At 71.9% G+C, this 14,886-nt stretch carries 14 protein-coding genes; 9 read left to right on the forward strand and 5 right to left on the reverse strand.

The features are described 5' to 3' along the window. Nucleotides 1-20: 20 nt before the first annotated feature. Nucleotides 21-2,678: an FG-GAP-like repeat-containing protein gene (locus tag ACWDRW_RS05725; protein WP_451720627.1), complete on the reverse strand. Its 2,658-nt coding sequence runs from the start codon at nucleotides 2,676-2,678 to the stop codon at nucleotides 21-23. A gap of 232 nt (nucleotides 2,679-2,910) precedes the next feature. Between ACWDRW_RS05725 and ACWDRW_RS05730 the strand changes: the two genes are divergently transcribed. The 6 genes from ACWDRW_RS05730 (at nucleotide 2,911) to ACWDRW_RS05755 (ending at nucleotide 6,880) form a co-directional block, all read left to right on the forward strand. After that, the gene (locus ACWDRW_RS05730; RefSeq protein WP_451720630.1) at nucleotides 2,911-3,342 is read left to right on the forward strand and encodes a hypothetical protein; all 432 of its coding nucleotides are present in this window, start codon (nucleotides 2,911-2,913) and stop codon (nucleotides 3,340-3,342) included. A gap of 123 nt (nucleotides 3,343-3,465) precedes the next feature. Next, nucleotides 3,466-4,083 (forward strand): RNA polymerase sigma factor, encoded by a 618-nt coding sequence (locus ACWDRW_RS05735; RefSeq protein ID WP_451720633.1) that lies wholly within the window; start codon nucleotides 3,466-3,468, stop codon nucleotides 4,081-4,083. 72 nt (nucleotides 4,084-4,155) lie between these two features. Then, nucleotides 4,156-4,884, forward strand: a complete 729-nt coding sequence (locus ACWDRW_RS05740; protein ID WP_451720635.1) for a hypothetical protein — start codon at nucleotides 4,156-4,158, stop codon at nucleotides 4,882-4,884. 326 nt (nucleotides 4,885-5,210) lie between these two features. Then, nucleotides 5,211-5,885 carry an RNA polymerase sigma factor gene (locus tag ACWDRW_RS05745; protein WP_451720638.1) on the forward strand — a complete coding sequence of 225 codons (675 nt, stop codon included), beginning with the start codon at nucleotides 5,211-5,213 and terminating at the stop codon, nucleotides 5,883-5,885. Then, on the forward strand, nucleotides 5,885-6,271 hold the full coding sequence (locus ACWDRW_RS05750) for a hypothetical protein (protein WP_451720641.1): 387 nt from the start codon (nucleotides 5,885-5,887) through the stop codon (nucleotides 6,269-6,271). Before ACWDRW_RS05745 ends, ACWDRW_RS05750 begins: the two co-directional genes overlap by 1 nt. 39 nt (nucleotides 6,272-6,310) lie before the next feature. After that, a complete protein-coding gene (locus ACWDRW_RS05755) occupies nucleotides 6,311-6,880 on the forward strand; it encodes a hypothetical protein (RefSeq protein WP_451720644.1) in 570 nt (189 codons plus the stop codon). Between the two features lie 238 nt (nucleotides 6,881-7,118). Here ACWDRW_RS05755 and ACWDRW_RS05760 read toward each other — a convergent pair whose 3' ends face one another. After that, on the reverse strand, nucleotides 7,119-7,952 hold the full coding sequence (locus ACWDRW_RS05760) for a L,D-transpeptidase family protein (RefSeq protein WP_451720647.1): 834 nt from the start codon (nucleotides 7,950-7,952) through the stop codon (nucleotides 7,119-7,121). 259 nt (nucleotides 7,953-8,211) lie between these two features. Between ACWDRW_RS05760 and ACWDRW_RS05765 the strand changes: the two genes are divergently transcribed. Together ACWDRW_RS05765 and leuE are read left to right on the forward strand one after the other, a co-directional pair. Next, on the forward strand, nucleotides 8,212-9,792 hold the full coding sequence (locus ACWDRW_RS05765) for an acyl-CoA mutase large subunit family protein (protein WP_451720650.1): 1,581 nt from the start codon (nucleotides 8,212-8,214) through the stop codon (nucleotides 9,790-9,792). Nucleotides 9,793-9,860: 68 nt separating this feature from the next. After that, entirely contained in the window at nucleotides 9,861-10,511 is a 651-nt protein-coding gene (leuE, locus tag ACWDRW_RS05770) for a leucine efflux protein LeuE (protein WP_451720653.1), read from the forward strand. Between the two features lie 29 nt (nucleotides 10,512-10,540). Here leuE and ACWDRW_RS05775 read toward each other — a convergent pair whose 3' ends face one another. Continuing rightward, nucleotides 10,541-11,932 (reverse strand): FAD-dependent oxidoreductase, encoded by a 1,392-nt coding sequence (locus tag ACWDRW_RS05775; RefSeq protein ID WP_451720656.1) that lies wholly within the window; start codon nucleotides 11,930-11,932, stop codon nucleotides 10,541-10,543. Nucleotides 11,933-12,005: 73 nt separating this feature from the next. Here ACWDRW_RS05775 and ACWDRW_RS05780 point away from each other — a divergent pair, with 73 nt between their 5' ends. After that, nucleotides 12,006-12,695 carry a TetR/AcrR family transcriptional regulator C-terminal domain-containing protein gene (locus ACWDRW_RS05780; RefSeq protein WP_451720659.1) on the forward strand — a complete coding sequence of 230 codons (690 nt, stop codon included), beginning with the start codon at nucleotides 12,006-12,008 and terminating at the stop codon, nucleotides 12,693-12,695. On the opposite strand, the gene ACWDRW_RS05785 is transcribed toward ACWDRW_RS05780, so the two are convergent. Continuing rightward, on the reverse strand, nucleotides 12,619-13,554 hold the full coding sequence (locus ACWDRW_RS05785; protein WP_451720662.1) for a class I SAM-dependent methyltransferase: 936 nt from the start codon (nucleotides 13,552-13,554) through the stop codon (nucleotides 12,619-12,621). The two genes, ACWDRW_RS05780 and ACWDRW_RS05785, sit on opposite strands and share 77 nt — an antisense overlap. A gap of 93 nt (nucleotides 13,555-13,647) precedes the next feature. Then, a complete protein-coding gene (locus ACWDRW_RS05790; RefSeq protein ID WP_451720665.1) occupies nucleotides 13,648-14,757 on the reverse strand; it encodes an acyltransferase family protein in 1,110 nt (369 codons plus the stop codon). Between the last annotated feature and the right edge of the window lie 129 nt (nucleotides 14,758-14,886).

Raw genomic sequence — 14,886 nt, forward strand, 5'->3', positions numbered from 1 at the left:
GGCCGTTTCGCTGCTCGCCGTCAGGGCGCGAGCACCTGCCCCAGCCCGCCGTCCGTCGGCGTGCCCAGGGTGGTCTTGCTGTAGATGAGCGAGTCGCCGTAGCCGAGGCCCGTGCTGTTGCTCGGGATGTGCAGCAGGATGCCGTCCGTGCCGTCCTCGCCGTCGGCGCCGATGGTGAGGTCGGCGCGGCCGTAGCCGGACAGGTCGGTCAGCGACACGGACGTACCGAACAGGTCGCCCGCCTCCGCGGTGCCGGGGACGTTCGTGGTGTCCTGCGAGACCGCCGACGCGCCGGTGCCGGTGAGCCCGGTGGAGCCGCCCTTGACCAGGACCACGGTGCCCGCGTTGGCGTGGTTGACGCCGGAGCGGGTGAGGTCCTCGCCGCGCGCACCGGTCAGGACGTCGGCGTAGCCGTCGGCGTCGACGTCGCCGGCCGAGACGGAGATGCCGAAGGCGTCGCCGGACTCGTTGCCGCCAGGGACACCCGCGGTGTCCTGGTGGACGACCTTCATGCCGGTGGTGGTGAACCCGGTCGACGTGCCGAACAGCATGGTGATCTGCCCGCCCGAGATGGCGCCCGACTCCGAGGCGACCGGCTGGCCGATGACGATGTCGTCGTAGCCGTTGCCGTTGAAGTCACCGGAGGCTATGGAGCGGCCGCCCTTGACCGAGAGCACCCCGGCCTTGGTCAGACCGTTCGCCGAGCCCGCGAAGCGGACCACGCGGCCGATGCCGCCGCTGTCGCGGTAGTTGAGGGCGACGTCCGCGTAGCCGTCCCGGTTGAAGTCCCCGGTCGTGGCGTCGAGGTACGCGATCGCCCCGGTGGCCGTGGTGAGGGCGCCGTACGTCGTCGAGCCCCCGGTCAGCCGGACGTCATAGCTGCCGCCCTTGCCGGTTCCCGCGGAGAAGACGTCCGCCTTGCCGTCGCCGTTGAAGTCGCCGACGGTCACGGCCGAACCGAGCTTGGCGCCGGCCGCGGTGACGCCGGACGTGGTGAACGAGTAACCGGTGTTGAGGGCCGGGCCGTACAGCACCGTGACCTGGCCGCGGTCGGCGTTGCCGCTGGTGTCGTCCTCGCCGGGGGAGCCGATCGCGAGGTCGGCGTGGCCGTCGCCGTTGACGTCGCCCCAGGCGGTCGCGGCGCCGAACGAGTCACCGGACTCCGACGTGCCGGGGACGCCGGTGGTGTTCTGGGTGAAGCTGATCCGCGCCGCCGTGTCCGGGCCGTCGATCCCGCCCGGGACCACGGTGACCCGGTTCGCCTTGGGCGTGCCGGCGACCAGGTCGCTGACGCCGTCGCGGTTGACGTCGGTGGTGGTCAGGGCGTGCGAGATGCCCGGGGTCCTGGCGAGCGAGGCGATGCTGCCGAGCTTGGGGTAAAGGTTGAGGCCGGGGCAGGCCGTGGCGTTGGTGTCCTTGTGCCCGAACACCCTCGGCAACGTGATCTGCTGGCCCTCGGCGACCTTGTTGCCGCTGTAGTTCAGGGGCGCCCGCGAGGTCAGCGTGACCTTGCCGGTCGGGTCGATGCCGTACATGCCGAACTTCCACGCCACGACCCGCGCAATGGCGTCGAGGGCCGCGTTGCTCGGCTTCGCCGTCTCGAAGTTGCCGATGTAGGAGATGCCGAGGGTGTCGGTGTTGAAGCCGGCGTCGTGCGCGCCGGTCACCGGCAGGTCCATGCCGCCGCTGCGGCCCTCGAAGATCTGGCCGCACTTGTCGACGACGAAGTTGTAGCCGACGTCGAAGTAGTCCTGACCGAAGTGCGCCTGCTGGATCGTGCGCATCCGGGCCGCGGACTCGGCGCAGGAGAGCGTGTTGTCGCTGTCGACGCCGGTGTGGTGGATGACGGCGGCCTTGATGTCGGTGCCGTAGCTCGGCGTGCCGTTGTAGTCCGTGGACGCGCCCCACTCGGCCTGCGTGATGATCGGGGGCTTGACGACCGTGGAGGGGCGGGGCGTCGGGACCGTCGAGGTCGGCGTGGGCGTCGGGGTCGTGGTCGTGGTCGGGGTCGGCGAGCCGGTCGGGGACGCCGAGGCCGTCGTCGAGTCGGTCGGCGACGGGGAGCCGGTCACGGTCTCCGTGGGAGCGGCCGAGGACGGGCTGGGAGAGGTGGTCTCCGCGGCGAAGGCGGCGGGCTCGAGCCCGCCCTCCGGGTCCGTCCCCGGGTCGAGCAGCTTCACGTCCATCCCCGCGGGCTGGCCGCCGGTCTCGGTGCCGTCGGCGTTCACCACCCGCACCTCGATGCCGTCGGACTCACCGGTCCACACCGACTCCGTACCGCCGCGCAGCGCGGCGCGCTCGGCCTCGGCGCCGTCGGCCTGGCTCGGCTCCAGGACCAGTTCCTGCCACCCGGACCACTCGCCGGTCTCGGCGTCCCGGGTACGGACCTCGGGCGTGCCCTTGGTCTTCGCCTCGGGGTCGTCCCAGGTCACCACGACCGCGCTGAACTGCTCGGTGTCCCGCTTGTCGAGGCCCTTGCGGCCGCCGCCCTCGTTCTGCAGCTTCAGCGTGTGCACCGACGGCTCGCGCTCCGCGGCCTTGTCGTCGGAGGGCGAGGACTGATCGGCCATGGCGTACGTGACGACCCCCGCCCCGCTCAGCACGACCGCTCCGACGGTCAGCCAGGCTCGCCGCCTGAGACTGAGCGGCTTGTACGCATGGGTCCTACGAGGACTCAACTACCCCACCCCTATTGATTGGACACGATCGCCACACCTGTAACAGGCGTGCCTTCCCCTTAGCGTCGGGACCGCGCCAAACGTCACCCGGGAAAATGGTTGTACGGGGCCGCACATTTTCTGTGTGTTCATGACCACATCCGGGACCTGTGATGCTCGTGTGACCGGATCCGCTGGACGCGGTGGGGGAGTCGAAAGGGTTCCCCCGCGATCGAGCGGAGGGGTGGGGCCGATGGACCAGGCGCACGAGCGGGTGGCCCACGCGGGCCGGATGCGTGGGTGCGCGGCCGCCTTCGTCGCGCGGGTCGCCGTCCGGGGCCGGCTCCCGCTGGACTACTCCGTGGCCAGCCTCCGGGTCGTCGACTTCCTGATCGACGGCCTGCGCAAGGGCGGCGCCGACCGCGAGCGGGCCCGCGAGACGCTCTTCGGCCTCGGCGCGTACGTCGGTGAGGTGCTGGTGCGCCGGGCGGGCGGGGTCTGGGTCGACCTCGACGCGCACCAGCGGGACTGGTTCGGCCAGTCGGTCGGCGTACGGATGCCGGACGGCCGGGTCTGGAACCCGCTGGGCAAGGTCCACAACCGCTTCGACACCGGCGGCCCCGAGGAGTCGTTGCAGATTTTCTACCTGACCCTGCACGGCCGGGCCCGGCCGGTCGTGGCCTGAGACGGGTGAGGGGGACGCGGCCGCTGTGACACTTCTGTGAAGCCCGGCGCTGTTGATCGTGAGGGCGGGGCGTGCCACGGAGGCACGGGTCCGCTGTGAACTCGGTTCGGACGAGGACAGTACTTGGGCCAGGGAGCGGAACCCCGTCGCACGCACGCGTACGACGGGGAGCTGGGCGCGGCCGTCGCGCGAGCGCAGGAGGGCGACGAGGCGGCCTTCGCGGTCGCCTACCGGATCGTGCAGCCCGGACTGCTCGGCTACCTGCGCGGCATCGTCGGCGACGACGCCGAGGACGTGGCCTCCGACGCCTGGCTGGAGATCGCCCGGGACCTCGGACGGTTCAAGGGTGACGGAGCGGGCTTCCGGGGCTGGAGCGCGACCATCGCCCGGCACCGGGCGCTGGACCACCTGCGCAGGCAGCGGGTACGGCCGCGGGCCGCGGCGACCGAACAGGACGTGCTCCATCTGCCGGGACCGCACAGCACGCACGACCAGGCATTGGAGTCCATCTCCACCGAGCGCGCGCTGGACCTCGTCCGCGGGCTGCCGCGGGACCAGGCCGAGGCCGTGCTGCTGCGCGTGGTCGTGGGGCTGGACGGCCCGGCGGCCGCCCGGGTCCTCGGCAAGCGCCCCGGCGCCGTGCGCACCGCCGCGTACCGGGGTCTGAAGCGCCTGGCGAGCCAGCTCGGCGTGGAAGGTGTGACGGATGACGACCCCCGGACGCTGGGGGAGTCGAAATGAACGAAGAGGGAAGCGCGGGCGTACGACCCGCGGGAACCCTCGCACGCGCGTCGGACAGGAACGGAAGCGGACATGGGTGAACAGCTGAGCGACGGCGGGGCCGCCGGCCGTCGGCCTGCCCACCCTGACGCCCCCGCCTCCCATGAGACCGGCACCCGCCGCGAACTGGAGGCGCTGCTCGCCGCCGCCATGCGCCCGGCCGAGGTCGACGGCGAGCGCGAGCGGCGCGCCGTCGCCGCCTTCCAGGCCGCCCGGGACGCGGGCGCCCACCGGGCCCGCACCCGGCGCCGGGACGACTGGCGGCCCCGGGCCCCCCGCCGCACCGTCCGCTCGCTGCGGGCCACGCTCTCCCTGTTCTTCGCGAGCCTCGCCCTCGGCGGGGCCGCCTTCGCCGCGATCGGCACGACGGGGTCGTCGACCGACTCCGCCGGCTCTCCCGGGGACCGCGGCACCTCCACCCCGTCCTCCCAGGCCCCCGTCCGGCCGGGCACCTCCGCGCCGACGGGCGCCGACACCCCGACCGACCGTCCGGCCACCGCCCAGGACATCGAGGCCAGGTGCCAGGCGTACGACCGAGTGGGGGGCCACGGCAAGGCGCTCGGCGCGACGGCCTGGCGGCAGCTGACCGAGGCGGCGGGCGGCGCGGAGAGAGTAACCGCGTACTGCGCGGAACAGCTCGAGCGGGCCGAGGCGGAGAGCAGGCCGGGCGCTCAGCCGAGCGGGCTGCCGAGTGCCGAAACGGGCGCCGAGCCGGGCGCGGAGAAGGACAACGGCCGCGGCAGGGCCGACAAGAAGGACTGACCCGGCGGGCCCCGGAGCCGGGTGCCCGGGCAACGGCGTCCGGTGCCGAGGCAACGGCCGGGGCCGCCACCCCCCACAGGAGAGGCCCCGGCCGTCGCGCGGCACGGGCCGCGCGGCGGCCCGTACTCCCTACAGCGCCATGAGTGCGTTTTCTGTCACACCCCGGGCCGTCACGAGCGGGTTGCACCTTGTACGGACATGGACGAGCAGCGGTTTCAGGTCGTAACGTGCCTTTCGCGCCGGACGGGGAAAGTTGAATGTGCACCCACCCCGTCGGCGGGCCGCCGAGCCGGGGCCATCCACCCGACCATCTACCGAGGTACCGAGTGCTGGGGGACGACGCGGAGCTGACGGCCGCGCTGCTTGCGGCACAGGACGGGGACGAGACCGCGTTCCGGACTGTGTACCGCTCGGTGCATCCGCGGCTGCTCGGATACGTACGGACACTGGTCGGCGACCCGGACGCCGAGGACGTGGCGTCGGAGGCGTGGCTGCAGATAGCCCGCGACCTGGACCGCTTCGACGGGGACGCGGACCGCTTCCGAGGCTGGGCCGCCCGGATAGCCCGCAACCGGGCGCTGGACCACATACGCATGCGCGGCCGCCGCCCCGCCATAGGTGGCGACGAGACGGAACTGACCGGCCGGGCAGCCGAGTCCGACACCGCGGGCGAGGCCATCGAGGCCCTGGCCACCGACAGCACCCTCTCCCTGATCGCCCGGCTGCCGCAGGACCAGGCCGAGGCCGTCGTCCTGCGCGTGGTCGTGGGCCTCGACGCGAAGTCCGCCGCGGCGACCCTGGGCAAACGCCCGGGCGCGGTACGCACCGCGGCGCACCGAGGTCTCAAACGCCTCGCCGAACTCCTCGGCGACCGCCCGCAGACCGATCCGGAATCGGCCGGCGTCCTCGACGCCCTGCCGGCCCAGCGAGAACCGCGCGACCGCGCGGTGACGTCCGCCAGTGTGACGCATACGCGTGCGCGGACGCAGAAGGATGTGTGATGGCCGACGAGCAGTACAGATGGCTGGACCGGGAGACGGCGGAACGTCTGCTGAGCGGGGAGCCACTGGACGCTGTCGACGCGGCCGACCGGGACCAGGCGGAACGCCTCGCCAAGACGCTTGAGGCACTGACCGCCGAACCCCCGCCGACCAGCGCCGAACTCCCCGGCGAGGCCGCCGCGCTGGCCGCCTTCCGCGCCGCCCGCGCCGACACCTCCGCGCCCCTGGGACACCCCCCGCGCCCCCACGCCTCCGACGCCGGACTCGTCCGCATCGGGGCCCGCGGGCGCGGCACCCGCCGTCCCCTCTGGGGGCGCCCGTTGCGCCTGGGCCTCGCCGCCGCGCTCGCCGTCGGCATGGTCGGCGGGGTGGCGGTCGCGGCCTGAACCGGAGTCCTGCCGACGCCCTTCGGCGGCGACGAACCGGTGGCCCCCGCCGCCTCGGTCTCGGCCGCCGTACCGGCGCCCGAACAGCCGCTCGTGTCGCCGTCCGCGAAGGAATCGTTCGAGAGGGAGACCGCGCCCGACGAGACGAGCGCGCCACCCGAGCGCCCGGATCCGTCCCGGCAGAGCCCCGACCCCCGAGCCACGCCCGGGGACGCGGAGGACCACGCCGGCGGTTGGTGGAAGGGCGCCGCCGGCTCGGCCTGCCGCGACCTGCGCGAGGGCAGGCGCCTGTCGGACGACGTGCGCAAAGCCCTGGAAGGCGCGGCGGGCGGCCCCCGGCGCGTGTCGACGTACTGCCAGGACCTGCTCGGCGGCCTGGGCGCCGGTGACGGCGAGGCCGAGAAGGGCGACGGCGGGATCAAGGGCAACGGCAAGGGTGACGACGAGGACGACGAGGACGGCGACGGGAAGGGCAACGGCAGGGGTGACGGCCACGGCCACGGCCGCCCCGAGCGCCGCACCGACGGCGCCGCCCCCGTGACCCCGTCGGTGTCACCGGCCCCCCTCGCCCCGGCGGCCTCGCCCGCCCCGACGTACTCAGCGCTGTGATCTGCGGCTCCGCAGGACGACACGCCCACTGACCTGCGGTTTCGTAAGCCGCTTAACTTTTTTTGCGCGGGGTGTGACGTTTTCGCCGATCCCGGCGCAGTATTCAGTGAGCCGACTGGTCATCGGCCGTCGCACTGAGCCGGGGTTCCCCCCGTACCTACGGCTCGTGCACCTGGCGCGGGCGGGACACGTTCCCCCGGTCCCGTCCGCGCCCCACACTCACCCCGAGGCCGCGCGGCTACCAGGAGACGACGACCTTGTCGCCGTTCCTCACCTGCGCGAACAGCTCCGCGATGGCGGCCTCGTCCCGGATGTTGACGCACCCGTGCGAGGCGCCCGCGTACCCGCGGGCGGCGAAGTCCGACGAGTAGTGCACCGCCTGGCCCCCGCTGAAGAACATCGCGTACGGCATCGGTGAGTCGTAGAGCGTGGAGTGGTGGTACCGGGACTTCCAGTACACCTGGAACACGCCCTCCCGGGTCGGCGTGTACTCCGAGCCGAAGCGCACCGACACCGTGCTGAGCGTCCGGCCGCCGACCATCCAGCGCAGGGTGCGGCTCGTCTTGTCGATGCACAGCACCCGGCCCGTCAGACAGCGCGGATCCGGCTCGGCCGCGGGCTGCCCGCCCATCAGGTACAGATCCCACGTCCCGGGCTCCCGCGTCATCTTCAGCAGTCGCTTCCAGGTGACGGTGTCCGTCTCACCGGTCCGCGGCAGCCCGCGCTTGCCCTGGAACCCCTTGACCGCCCGCTCGGTCAGATCGTCGTACGTCCCGGTCGGCCCGTCGAAGAGCCAGGCGACCTGGCGCAGCCGGGCCTGGAGCTCGCGGACGTCCCGGCCGCTGTCACCGCGGGACCAGAGCACCTCGGGCGGCTCGGGGGAGGGCGCCTTGCTCGGCTTGGCGTCGTCCGGTGCCCCGGACGGCGTACCGGACGGCTTGCTGCTGGGCAGTTCGATGCGGATCGGGGAACGCCCGTCCCCCTCCGCCGCCTCGACCGTGCAGCCGGCGCACACGACCGCGAGCGCCGCCGCCGAGGCGAGCGCGCCCGTCGATCTCCTCTTGCTTCCCATCCGACCCCCAGTGCCGCCGATGTCCTTATGGATGCTCCCCGCGGATGACTGGTTGCGAACGGCGGTGCATCGTGGTGACCGAGACCTGTGTCCGACACCTGGCTGCGGAGCCTGTGACCGGGGCCGCATCGAGGCTGTGAGCAAGGTCCCAGCGTGCTGCACTCCTCCGGGTGTGCGTCGCGCCGCTACAGTCCGTCGAAGGGTCGGTCTGTACCAGTGAGTAAGCAGCGAGCGACAGCTCGGCGGGAGGCAACACACCATGGCGCGCGAGTCGGAGTCCGGACTGCCCATCGAGCCGGTCTACGGGCCGGATGACCTGGCGGGCTGGGACGCGGCCGAGAAGCTGGGCGAGCCGGGGTCGTACCCCTTCACCCGGGGCGTGTACCCGTCGATGTACACCGGCCGCCCCTGGACGATGCGTCAGTACGCCGGTTTCGGCACGGCGACGGAGTCCAACGCCCGCTACAAGCAGCTGATCGCCAACGGCACGATGGGCCTGTCGGTCGCCTTCGACCTCCCCACCCAGATGGGCCACGACTCCGACGCGCCGATCGCGCACGGCGAGGTCGGCAAGGTCGGCGTCGCCATCGACTCGGTCGACGACATGCGGGTGCTGTTCGGTGGCATCCCGCTGGACAAGGTCTCGACGTCGATGACGATCAACGCGCCGGCGGCCCTGCTGCTCCTGCTGTACCAACTCGTCGCGGAGGAGCAGGGCGTCAGCGCGGACAAGCTGACCGGCACGATCCAGAACGACGTGCTGAAGGAGTACATCGCCCGTGGCACGTACATCTTCCCGCCGAAGCCGTCCCTGCGGCTGATCGCCGACATCTTCAAGTACTGCAAGGCCGAGATCCCGAAGTGGAACACGATCTCGATCTCCGGCTACCACATGGCCGAGGCGGGTGCCTCCCCCGCGCAGGAGATCGCGTTCACCCTGGCGGACGGCATCGAGTACGTCCGTACGGCGGTCGCGGCGGGCATGGACGTCGACGACTTCGCGCCCCGCCTGTCGTTCTTCTTCGTGGCCCGTACGACGATCCTGGAGGAGGTCGCCAAGTTCCGCGCGGCCCGCCGGATCTGGGCGCGGGTGATGCGGGAGGAGTTCGGCGCGAAGAACCCCAAGTCCCTGATGCTGCGCTTCCACACGCAGACCGCCGGCGTGCAGCTGACGGCCCAGCAGCCCGAGGTGAACCTGGTCCGCGTGGCCGTGCAGGGCCTCGGCGCGGTGCTGGGCGGCACCCAGTCGCTGCACACCAACTCCTTCGACGAGGCCATCGCCCTCCCCACGGACAAGAGCGCCCGGCTGGCCCTGCGGACCCAGCAGGTGCTGGCCTACGAGACGGACGTGACGGCCACCGTCGACCCGTTCGCCGGCTCCTACGTCATCGAGAAGATGACCGACGACGTCGAGGCGGCGGCCCTGGAGCTGATGAAGAAGGTCGAGGACCTCGGCGGCGCGGTCACGGCCATCGAGCACGGCTTCCAGAAGAACGAGATCGAGCGCAGCGCGTACCGCATCGCCCAGGAGACCGACTCCGGCGAGCGGGTCGTGGTCGGTGTCAACCGCTTCCAGCTGGACGAGGAAGAGCCGTACGAGCCGCTGCGCGTGGACCCGGCGATCGAGGCCCAGCAGGCGGAGCGGCTGGCGAAGCTGCGGGCCGAGCGGGACCAGGAGGCGGTGGACGCCGCGCTCGCGGCGCTGAAGAAGGCGGCGGAGGGCGAGGACAACGTCCTGTACCCGATGAAGGACGCCCTGCGCGCCCGCGCCACCGTGGGCGAGGTGTGCAACGCGCTGCGGGAGGTCTGGGGGACCTACGTGCCCTCGGACGCCTTCTGAGCGGCTGACCGTCTCGCCCCGCGAAACCCGGAATCGGAGTGTCGTACCCCCGTGCGACACTCCTTTCCATGTTCGGTGTCATCGACCTCCCCACCTATCTCGCGGGCCTGATCCTGATCGTGCTGCTGCCCGGTCCCAACTCGCTGTACGTGCTGTCCGTGGCCGCCCGCAAGGGCGTTCGCGCCGGCTACACCGCCGCGGCCGGCGTGTGGTGCGGGGACACCGTGCTGATGACCCTGTCCGCGGCCGGAGTGGCCTCGCTGCTGCAGACGAACGCGCTGCTGTTCGGGATCGTGAAGTACGCCGGCGCCGGCTATCTGACCTGGCTGGCGGTCGGGATGCTGCGAGCCGCGTGGGGGATGTGGCGGGCCCGGCGGGAGCAGGCCGTCCAGGACGCCCCGGCGCCCCCCGGTGACGAGCGGCCCTACCGCAGGGCGTTCGTGATCAGCCTGCTCAACCCCAAGGCGATCCTGTTCTTCGTCGCCTTCTTCGTGCAGTTCGTCGATCCGGGGTACGCCTACCCGGCGCTGTCCTTCGTCGTCCTCGGCGCCTTCGCCCAGATCGCGAGCTTCCTGTACCTGAGCGCGCTGATATTCAGCGGCACCAAGCTGGCCGCCGCCTTCCGGCGCCGCAAGCGGCTGTCGGCGGGGGCCACTTCGGCGGCGGGCGCGCTGTTCTTCGGATTCGCGGTGAAGCTGTCGCTGGCCAGTGGTGCGTGACGAAGCTGTCGCTCGCCGGTGGCGCGTGATCACAGGCCGAAGCGCGCCAGATAGGCGGGCAGCGTGTCGGCCGTGTCACCCGCCCAGCCGACATAGCCGTCCGGCCGCACCAGGAACAGCCCCTTCCCGTACGACGCCTGCTCCGGCCCGCTGACGGCCCGTACCGCCTCCGGCAGCCCGGGTGCCGGCAGGCCCACCGCCACCAGCGTCCAGTGCGGCCCCCGGAAGACGTCGAACAGCCGTACGCCGTCCAGGACGCCGTCGGGTGCGCGGTCGCCCGCCCGGAGCGGACCCGGCGCCCCGCGGGTCTCCACGGTCAGGGACGAGTCGCGGTACCCCAGGCCCAGTTGGCGGGTCGCCCCGCCGCGCCTGGTCCGGCCGCGGTGCACGCTCGTCGACAGGCCGAGCACCTGCGCGGCGATCGGCCGGCGCTCCTCCTCGTAGGTGCCGAGGAGGCCCGCGTCCGCCCCCTCCCGCAGCACCGCACCCAGCTTCCAGCCGAGGTTGTAGGCGTCCTGCACGCTGGTGTTCAGGCCCTGCCCGCCGGCCGGGGAGTGGATGTGCGCGGCGTCCCCGGCGAGGAGGACCCGCCCGGCGCGGAAGGCGTCCGCGAGGGCCGCCCGGGGCCGGAAGTCCGAGGCCCACCGGACCTCGGTGACGGCCTCGGGCGCGAGGTGGGAGCGGGCGCTCACGGTCTTGCGGATCCCCTCCGGGGAGAGGTCGACGTCGGTGTCCACCGGGAACTGTGCCACCACCTGGAAGTCCGCCGTGCCCGCGAGCGGGCAGATCGCCAGGAAACCCTCGCCCTCGCCGCTCGGCGGGAAGACGTGCCAGTTCTCCCGGTCGAGCCCGTCGATCCGTACGTCCGCCACGAGCACCGGCTGCGGATCGACGGTCTCCCCCGCCATCCCGATCCCGAGCGCCCGGCGTACGGTCGACCGCCCTCCGTCGGCGGCGACCACGTACCGCGCCCGGACGTCGGGCCCGCTCGCGAAGCGCGCGGTCACGCCCTCGGCGTCCTGCGCGAGCCCGACGACCTCCCGCCCGAAGCCGACCCTCCCGCCCAGCTCCCGCAACCGGTCGAAGAGGATCTCCTGCGTCCGCCACTGCGGCACCATCCACGGCTCGTTGTACGGCGAGTCCTCCGTCGGCTCGGCGGGCTCGAACATCTGGTGCTCGCCCACCCGGCGCCCGTCCTGCCAGATCATCCCCACGGGATAGCTCCCGCCCGCCGCCCGGACCGCCCCGAGCACCCCCAGATCGTCGAACACCTCCATGGTCCGGGGCTGGATCCCCTTGCCACGGGAGCCGGGGAACAGTCCCTCGGCCCGCTCCACCACCAGCGCGTCCACTCCCCGCCGGGCGAGATCGACTCCGAGGGCGAGCCCCGTCGGGCCCGCGCCCACGATCAGTACGTCCATGGCGACCCTCTCCTTAACGCTGTTAAGTTTCACTGACGACGAGAGTGGCCTTAACGCCGTTAAGCTGTCAAGCGTGAACACGGAACGCCGAGCCCCCCTCGACCGCCGCCGGGTCGCCGTCACCGCCCTGGAACTCCTCAACGAGGTCGGCCTCGACGGCCTCACCCTGCGTGCCATCGCCAAGGAACTGGACGTCAAGGCGCCGGCCCTGTACTGGCACTTCAAGGACAAGCAGGCGCTGCTGGACGAGATGGCGACCGAGATGTACCGCCGGATGATCGTGGGCACCGCGCCGGACCCGGCCGACACCTGGCAGGAACGCCTGCTGAAGTCCAACCGCGGCCTGCGCGCGGCCCTGCTGGGCTACCGCGACGGTGCCAAGGTCTTCAGCGGCTCCCGCTTCACCGGCATCGAACACGCCGAGCAGATGGAGGACACCCTGCGCCTGTTCACGGCGGCGGGCTTCGCCCTGCCCCAGGCGGTCCGGGCGACGATGACGACGTACTCGTACACCCTCGGCTTCGTCACGGAGGAGCAGGGGCCCAGGCCCGTCGCCGACGAACGCGCCCACCTGCTGACCGACTTCCCCTTGTCGGCAGCGGCGGGCGCGGAGATCTTCGCGAACTACGACGAGCACTTCGAGGAGGGCTTGCGGCTCGTCATGGCGGGGGTCGAGGCGACTTACCTCAGGGGCGCGGGGAACTGCGCGCCAAGCCCCCACCGGCCCGCGGCCGACGACGCATCCGCCGCACCGCCCGAGTGACGATCGGTGGCAGCAGGTCAACAGCCAGCGCCCGAGGTCGAGACCTCCGGGGCTTCCCGGCGGACGGGGCGACCGGTGCTGCCACCTCCACCGGCTCCACATAGTGTCGAGAGGTGGGGAAGGTCGGCGGCTGCATCCCGCGCGAGCGGACCCGCACCAGCCGATGCCCCGCGGCCTCCTGCACACTCAGCCCGCAGTCCTCCCGCGCCCGGAGCATCGCCAGCAACTCCTCCTGCACCGGCCCGGGATCCCCCCATGTGCCGTACAGCTTCTGCGTGCTCAGACACACCGGCCGCAGCCCCCGGTTGAGCACCGCCTCCCAGGCCGCGACGGACACCCCGGGCGTGTGCTCGGACCGGAAGTCGTCGAGCACCACGATCCCGTCGGGCACCAGCAGGGACTGCGCGGCCCCGATGTCGTCGTACACATGCTCGTACAGATGAGAGGCGTCGATGTGGACGAACCGGCATGTGCCCGGCGCGACTTCCCCCGTGATCAGGGAGCTCGGCCCCTGGATCACCCGGGGCAGATCGTCGTGAAACGCCAGATAGTTCCGCTCGAAGGCCTGCCGCGTCAGTGACGCGTACGACTTCGACGCCTCCGCCTGGTTCGCCCCGTCCGGCGCGTCGCTCTCGAAGAGGTCGCAGACCGTGAAGGTCTCGCCGGGGCGCAGATGCCGGCCCAGCAGGATCGCGCTCTTGCCCAGGTAGGCCCCGAGTTCCAGCAGGTCACCCCGCTGTCCGAGGGCCTCCTGGCGCCTGAGGAACCAGGTGAACAAGGTCTGGTCGAGCGCCGGGAACCAGCCCGGCACATCGCCGAGCTCACCGGGGAGTACGGGGGTCTGCTGTGCGTTGGCCATACGACGAGCCTGCTCACTGGGGTGCGGACAATCCATCACCGGGCTGAACGTCCGGTGAACAACGGCTACCCGCAGTGTTGCCGCCCCCGGCGCTCAGCGCATCTTGGTGAGGGCCGTTCGGAGGCGTGGCGTCAGCGGCTTCTCGACGTAACGGTTCATCAGCCAGGCCAGCGCCAGCATGAAGGCGATCGTGAGAGTGAAGGTCGCCCACGAGGACAGCTCGAGGTCCTGGTGGAGGGTCTTGATGACCACCCAGCCCAGGTGCTCGTGCACCAGGTAGAAGGGGTACGTCAGCGCCCCGGCCACGGTCAGCCAGCGCCAGTTCGCCCAGTTCAGCCAGCCGAGCGCGATGGCCGCGACCGCCACGAAGCCGAGGGTGACGATCAGCACGATGCCGAACGAGGTGCGGTGGGCGAAGGCGTCCGGGCCGGGCGCCCGCCACAGGTTCTGCACCGCGTAGTGCTGGCCGACCAGCCAGCCGACCCCGACGATGCCCCAGCCGTAGGCGTCCCGCCGGTCGCGGTGGACCAGGTAGAGGCCGACGCCGCCGATGAAGAAGGGCGCGTACTCGGGCATCAGGACCAGGTCCAGCAGCGGTTCGTTCGCGGCCTCGGCGATGACCGCCGCCAGCGTCCAGATCCCGCAGAACATGATCACGCGCTGCCTGGTCGCGCCGGGCAGGACCACGCACAGCGCGAACAGGGCGTAGAAGCGCACCTCCGCCCACAGGGTCCAGCACACCCCCAGCACCCGGTCGACGCCCAGGGGCTGCTGAAGCATCGTCAGGTTGACCAGGGCGTCGCTCGGTGAGACCGCCTTGTAGGCGACCATCGGCAGCGCGAACACCGCCGTCACCAGCAGCACCGCCACCCAGTAGGCGGGCAGCAGCCGGGAGGCGCGGGAGGCGAAGAAGGACTTCAGCGGCCGCCCCCAGCCGCTCATGCAGATCACGAACCCGCTGATGACGAAGAAGATCTGGACGCCGAGACAGCCGTACGCGAAGAACTCGTGCAGTGTGGGGAACTGGACCGTCGGTGAGCTGCCCCAGGCGGCTGTGACCTCGCCGCCGCGTCCGCCGTAGTGGTAGGCCGCCACCATCAGTGCCGCGACCAGTCGCAATCCGTCCAGGGCCCGTAGCCGGGATTCCCGCGGTGCCGTCCGGGCCGCCCTCCGCGGCGGCTCGATCACCGTTCGGACGGTCATGCTGGTCACAGAAATTCCCCTTGCCAGGTGTTCCTCATGAGGGTGGAGCTAGGCACGTTAGTCCGAATCACAGGCATGTCTTGGGTGCCCTGCCAACGATTAGCCCTGTAGTACCTATCAGTTCACCTG

This window comes from Streptomyces sp. NPDC003635 (assembly GCF_053587635.1).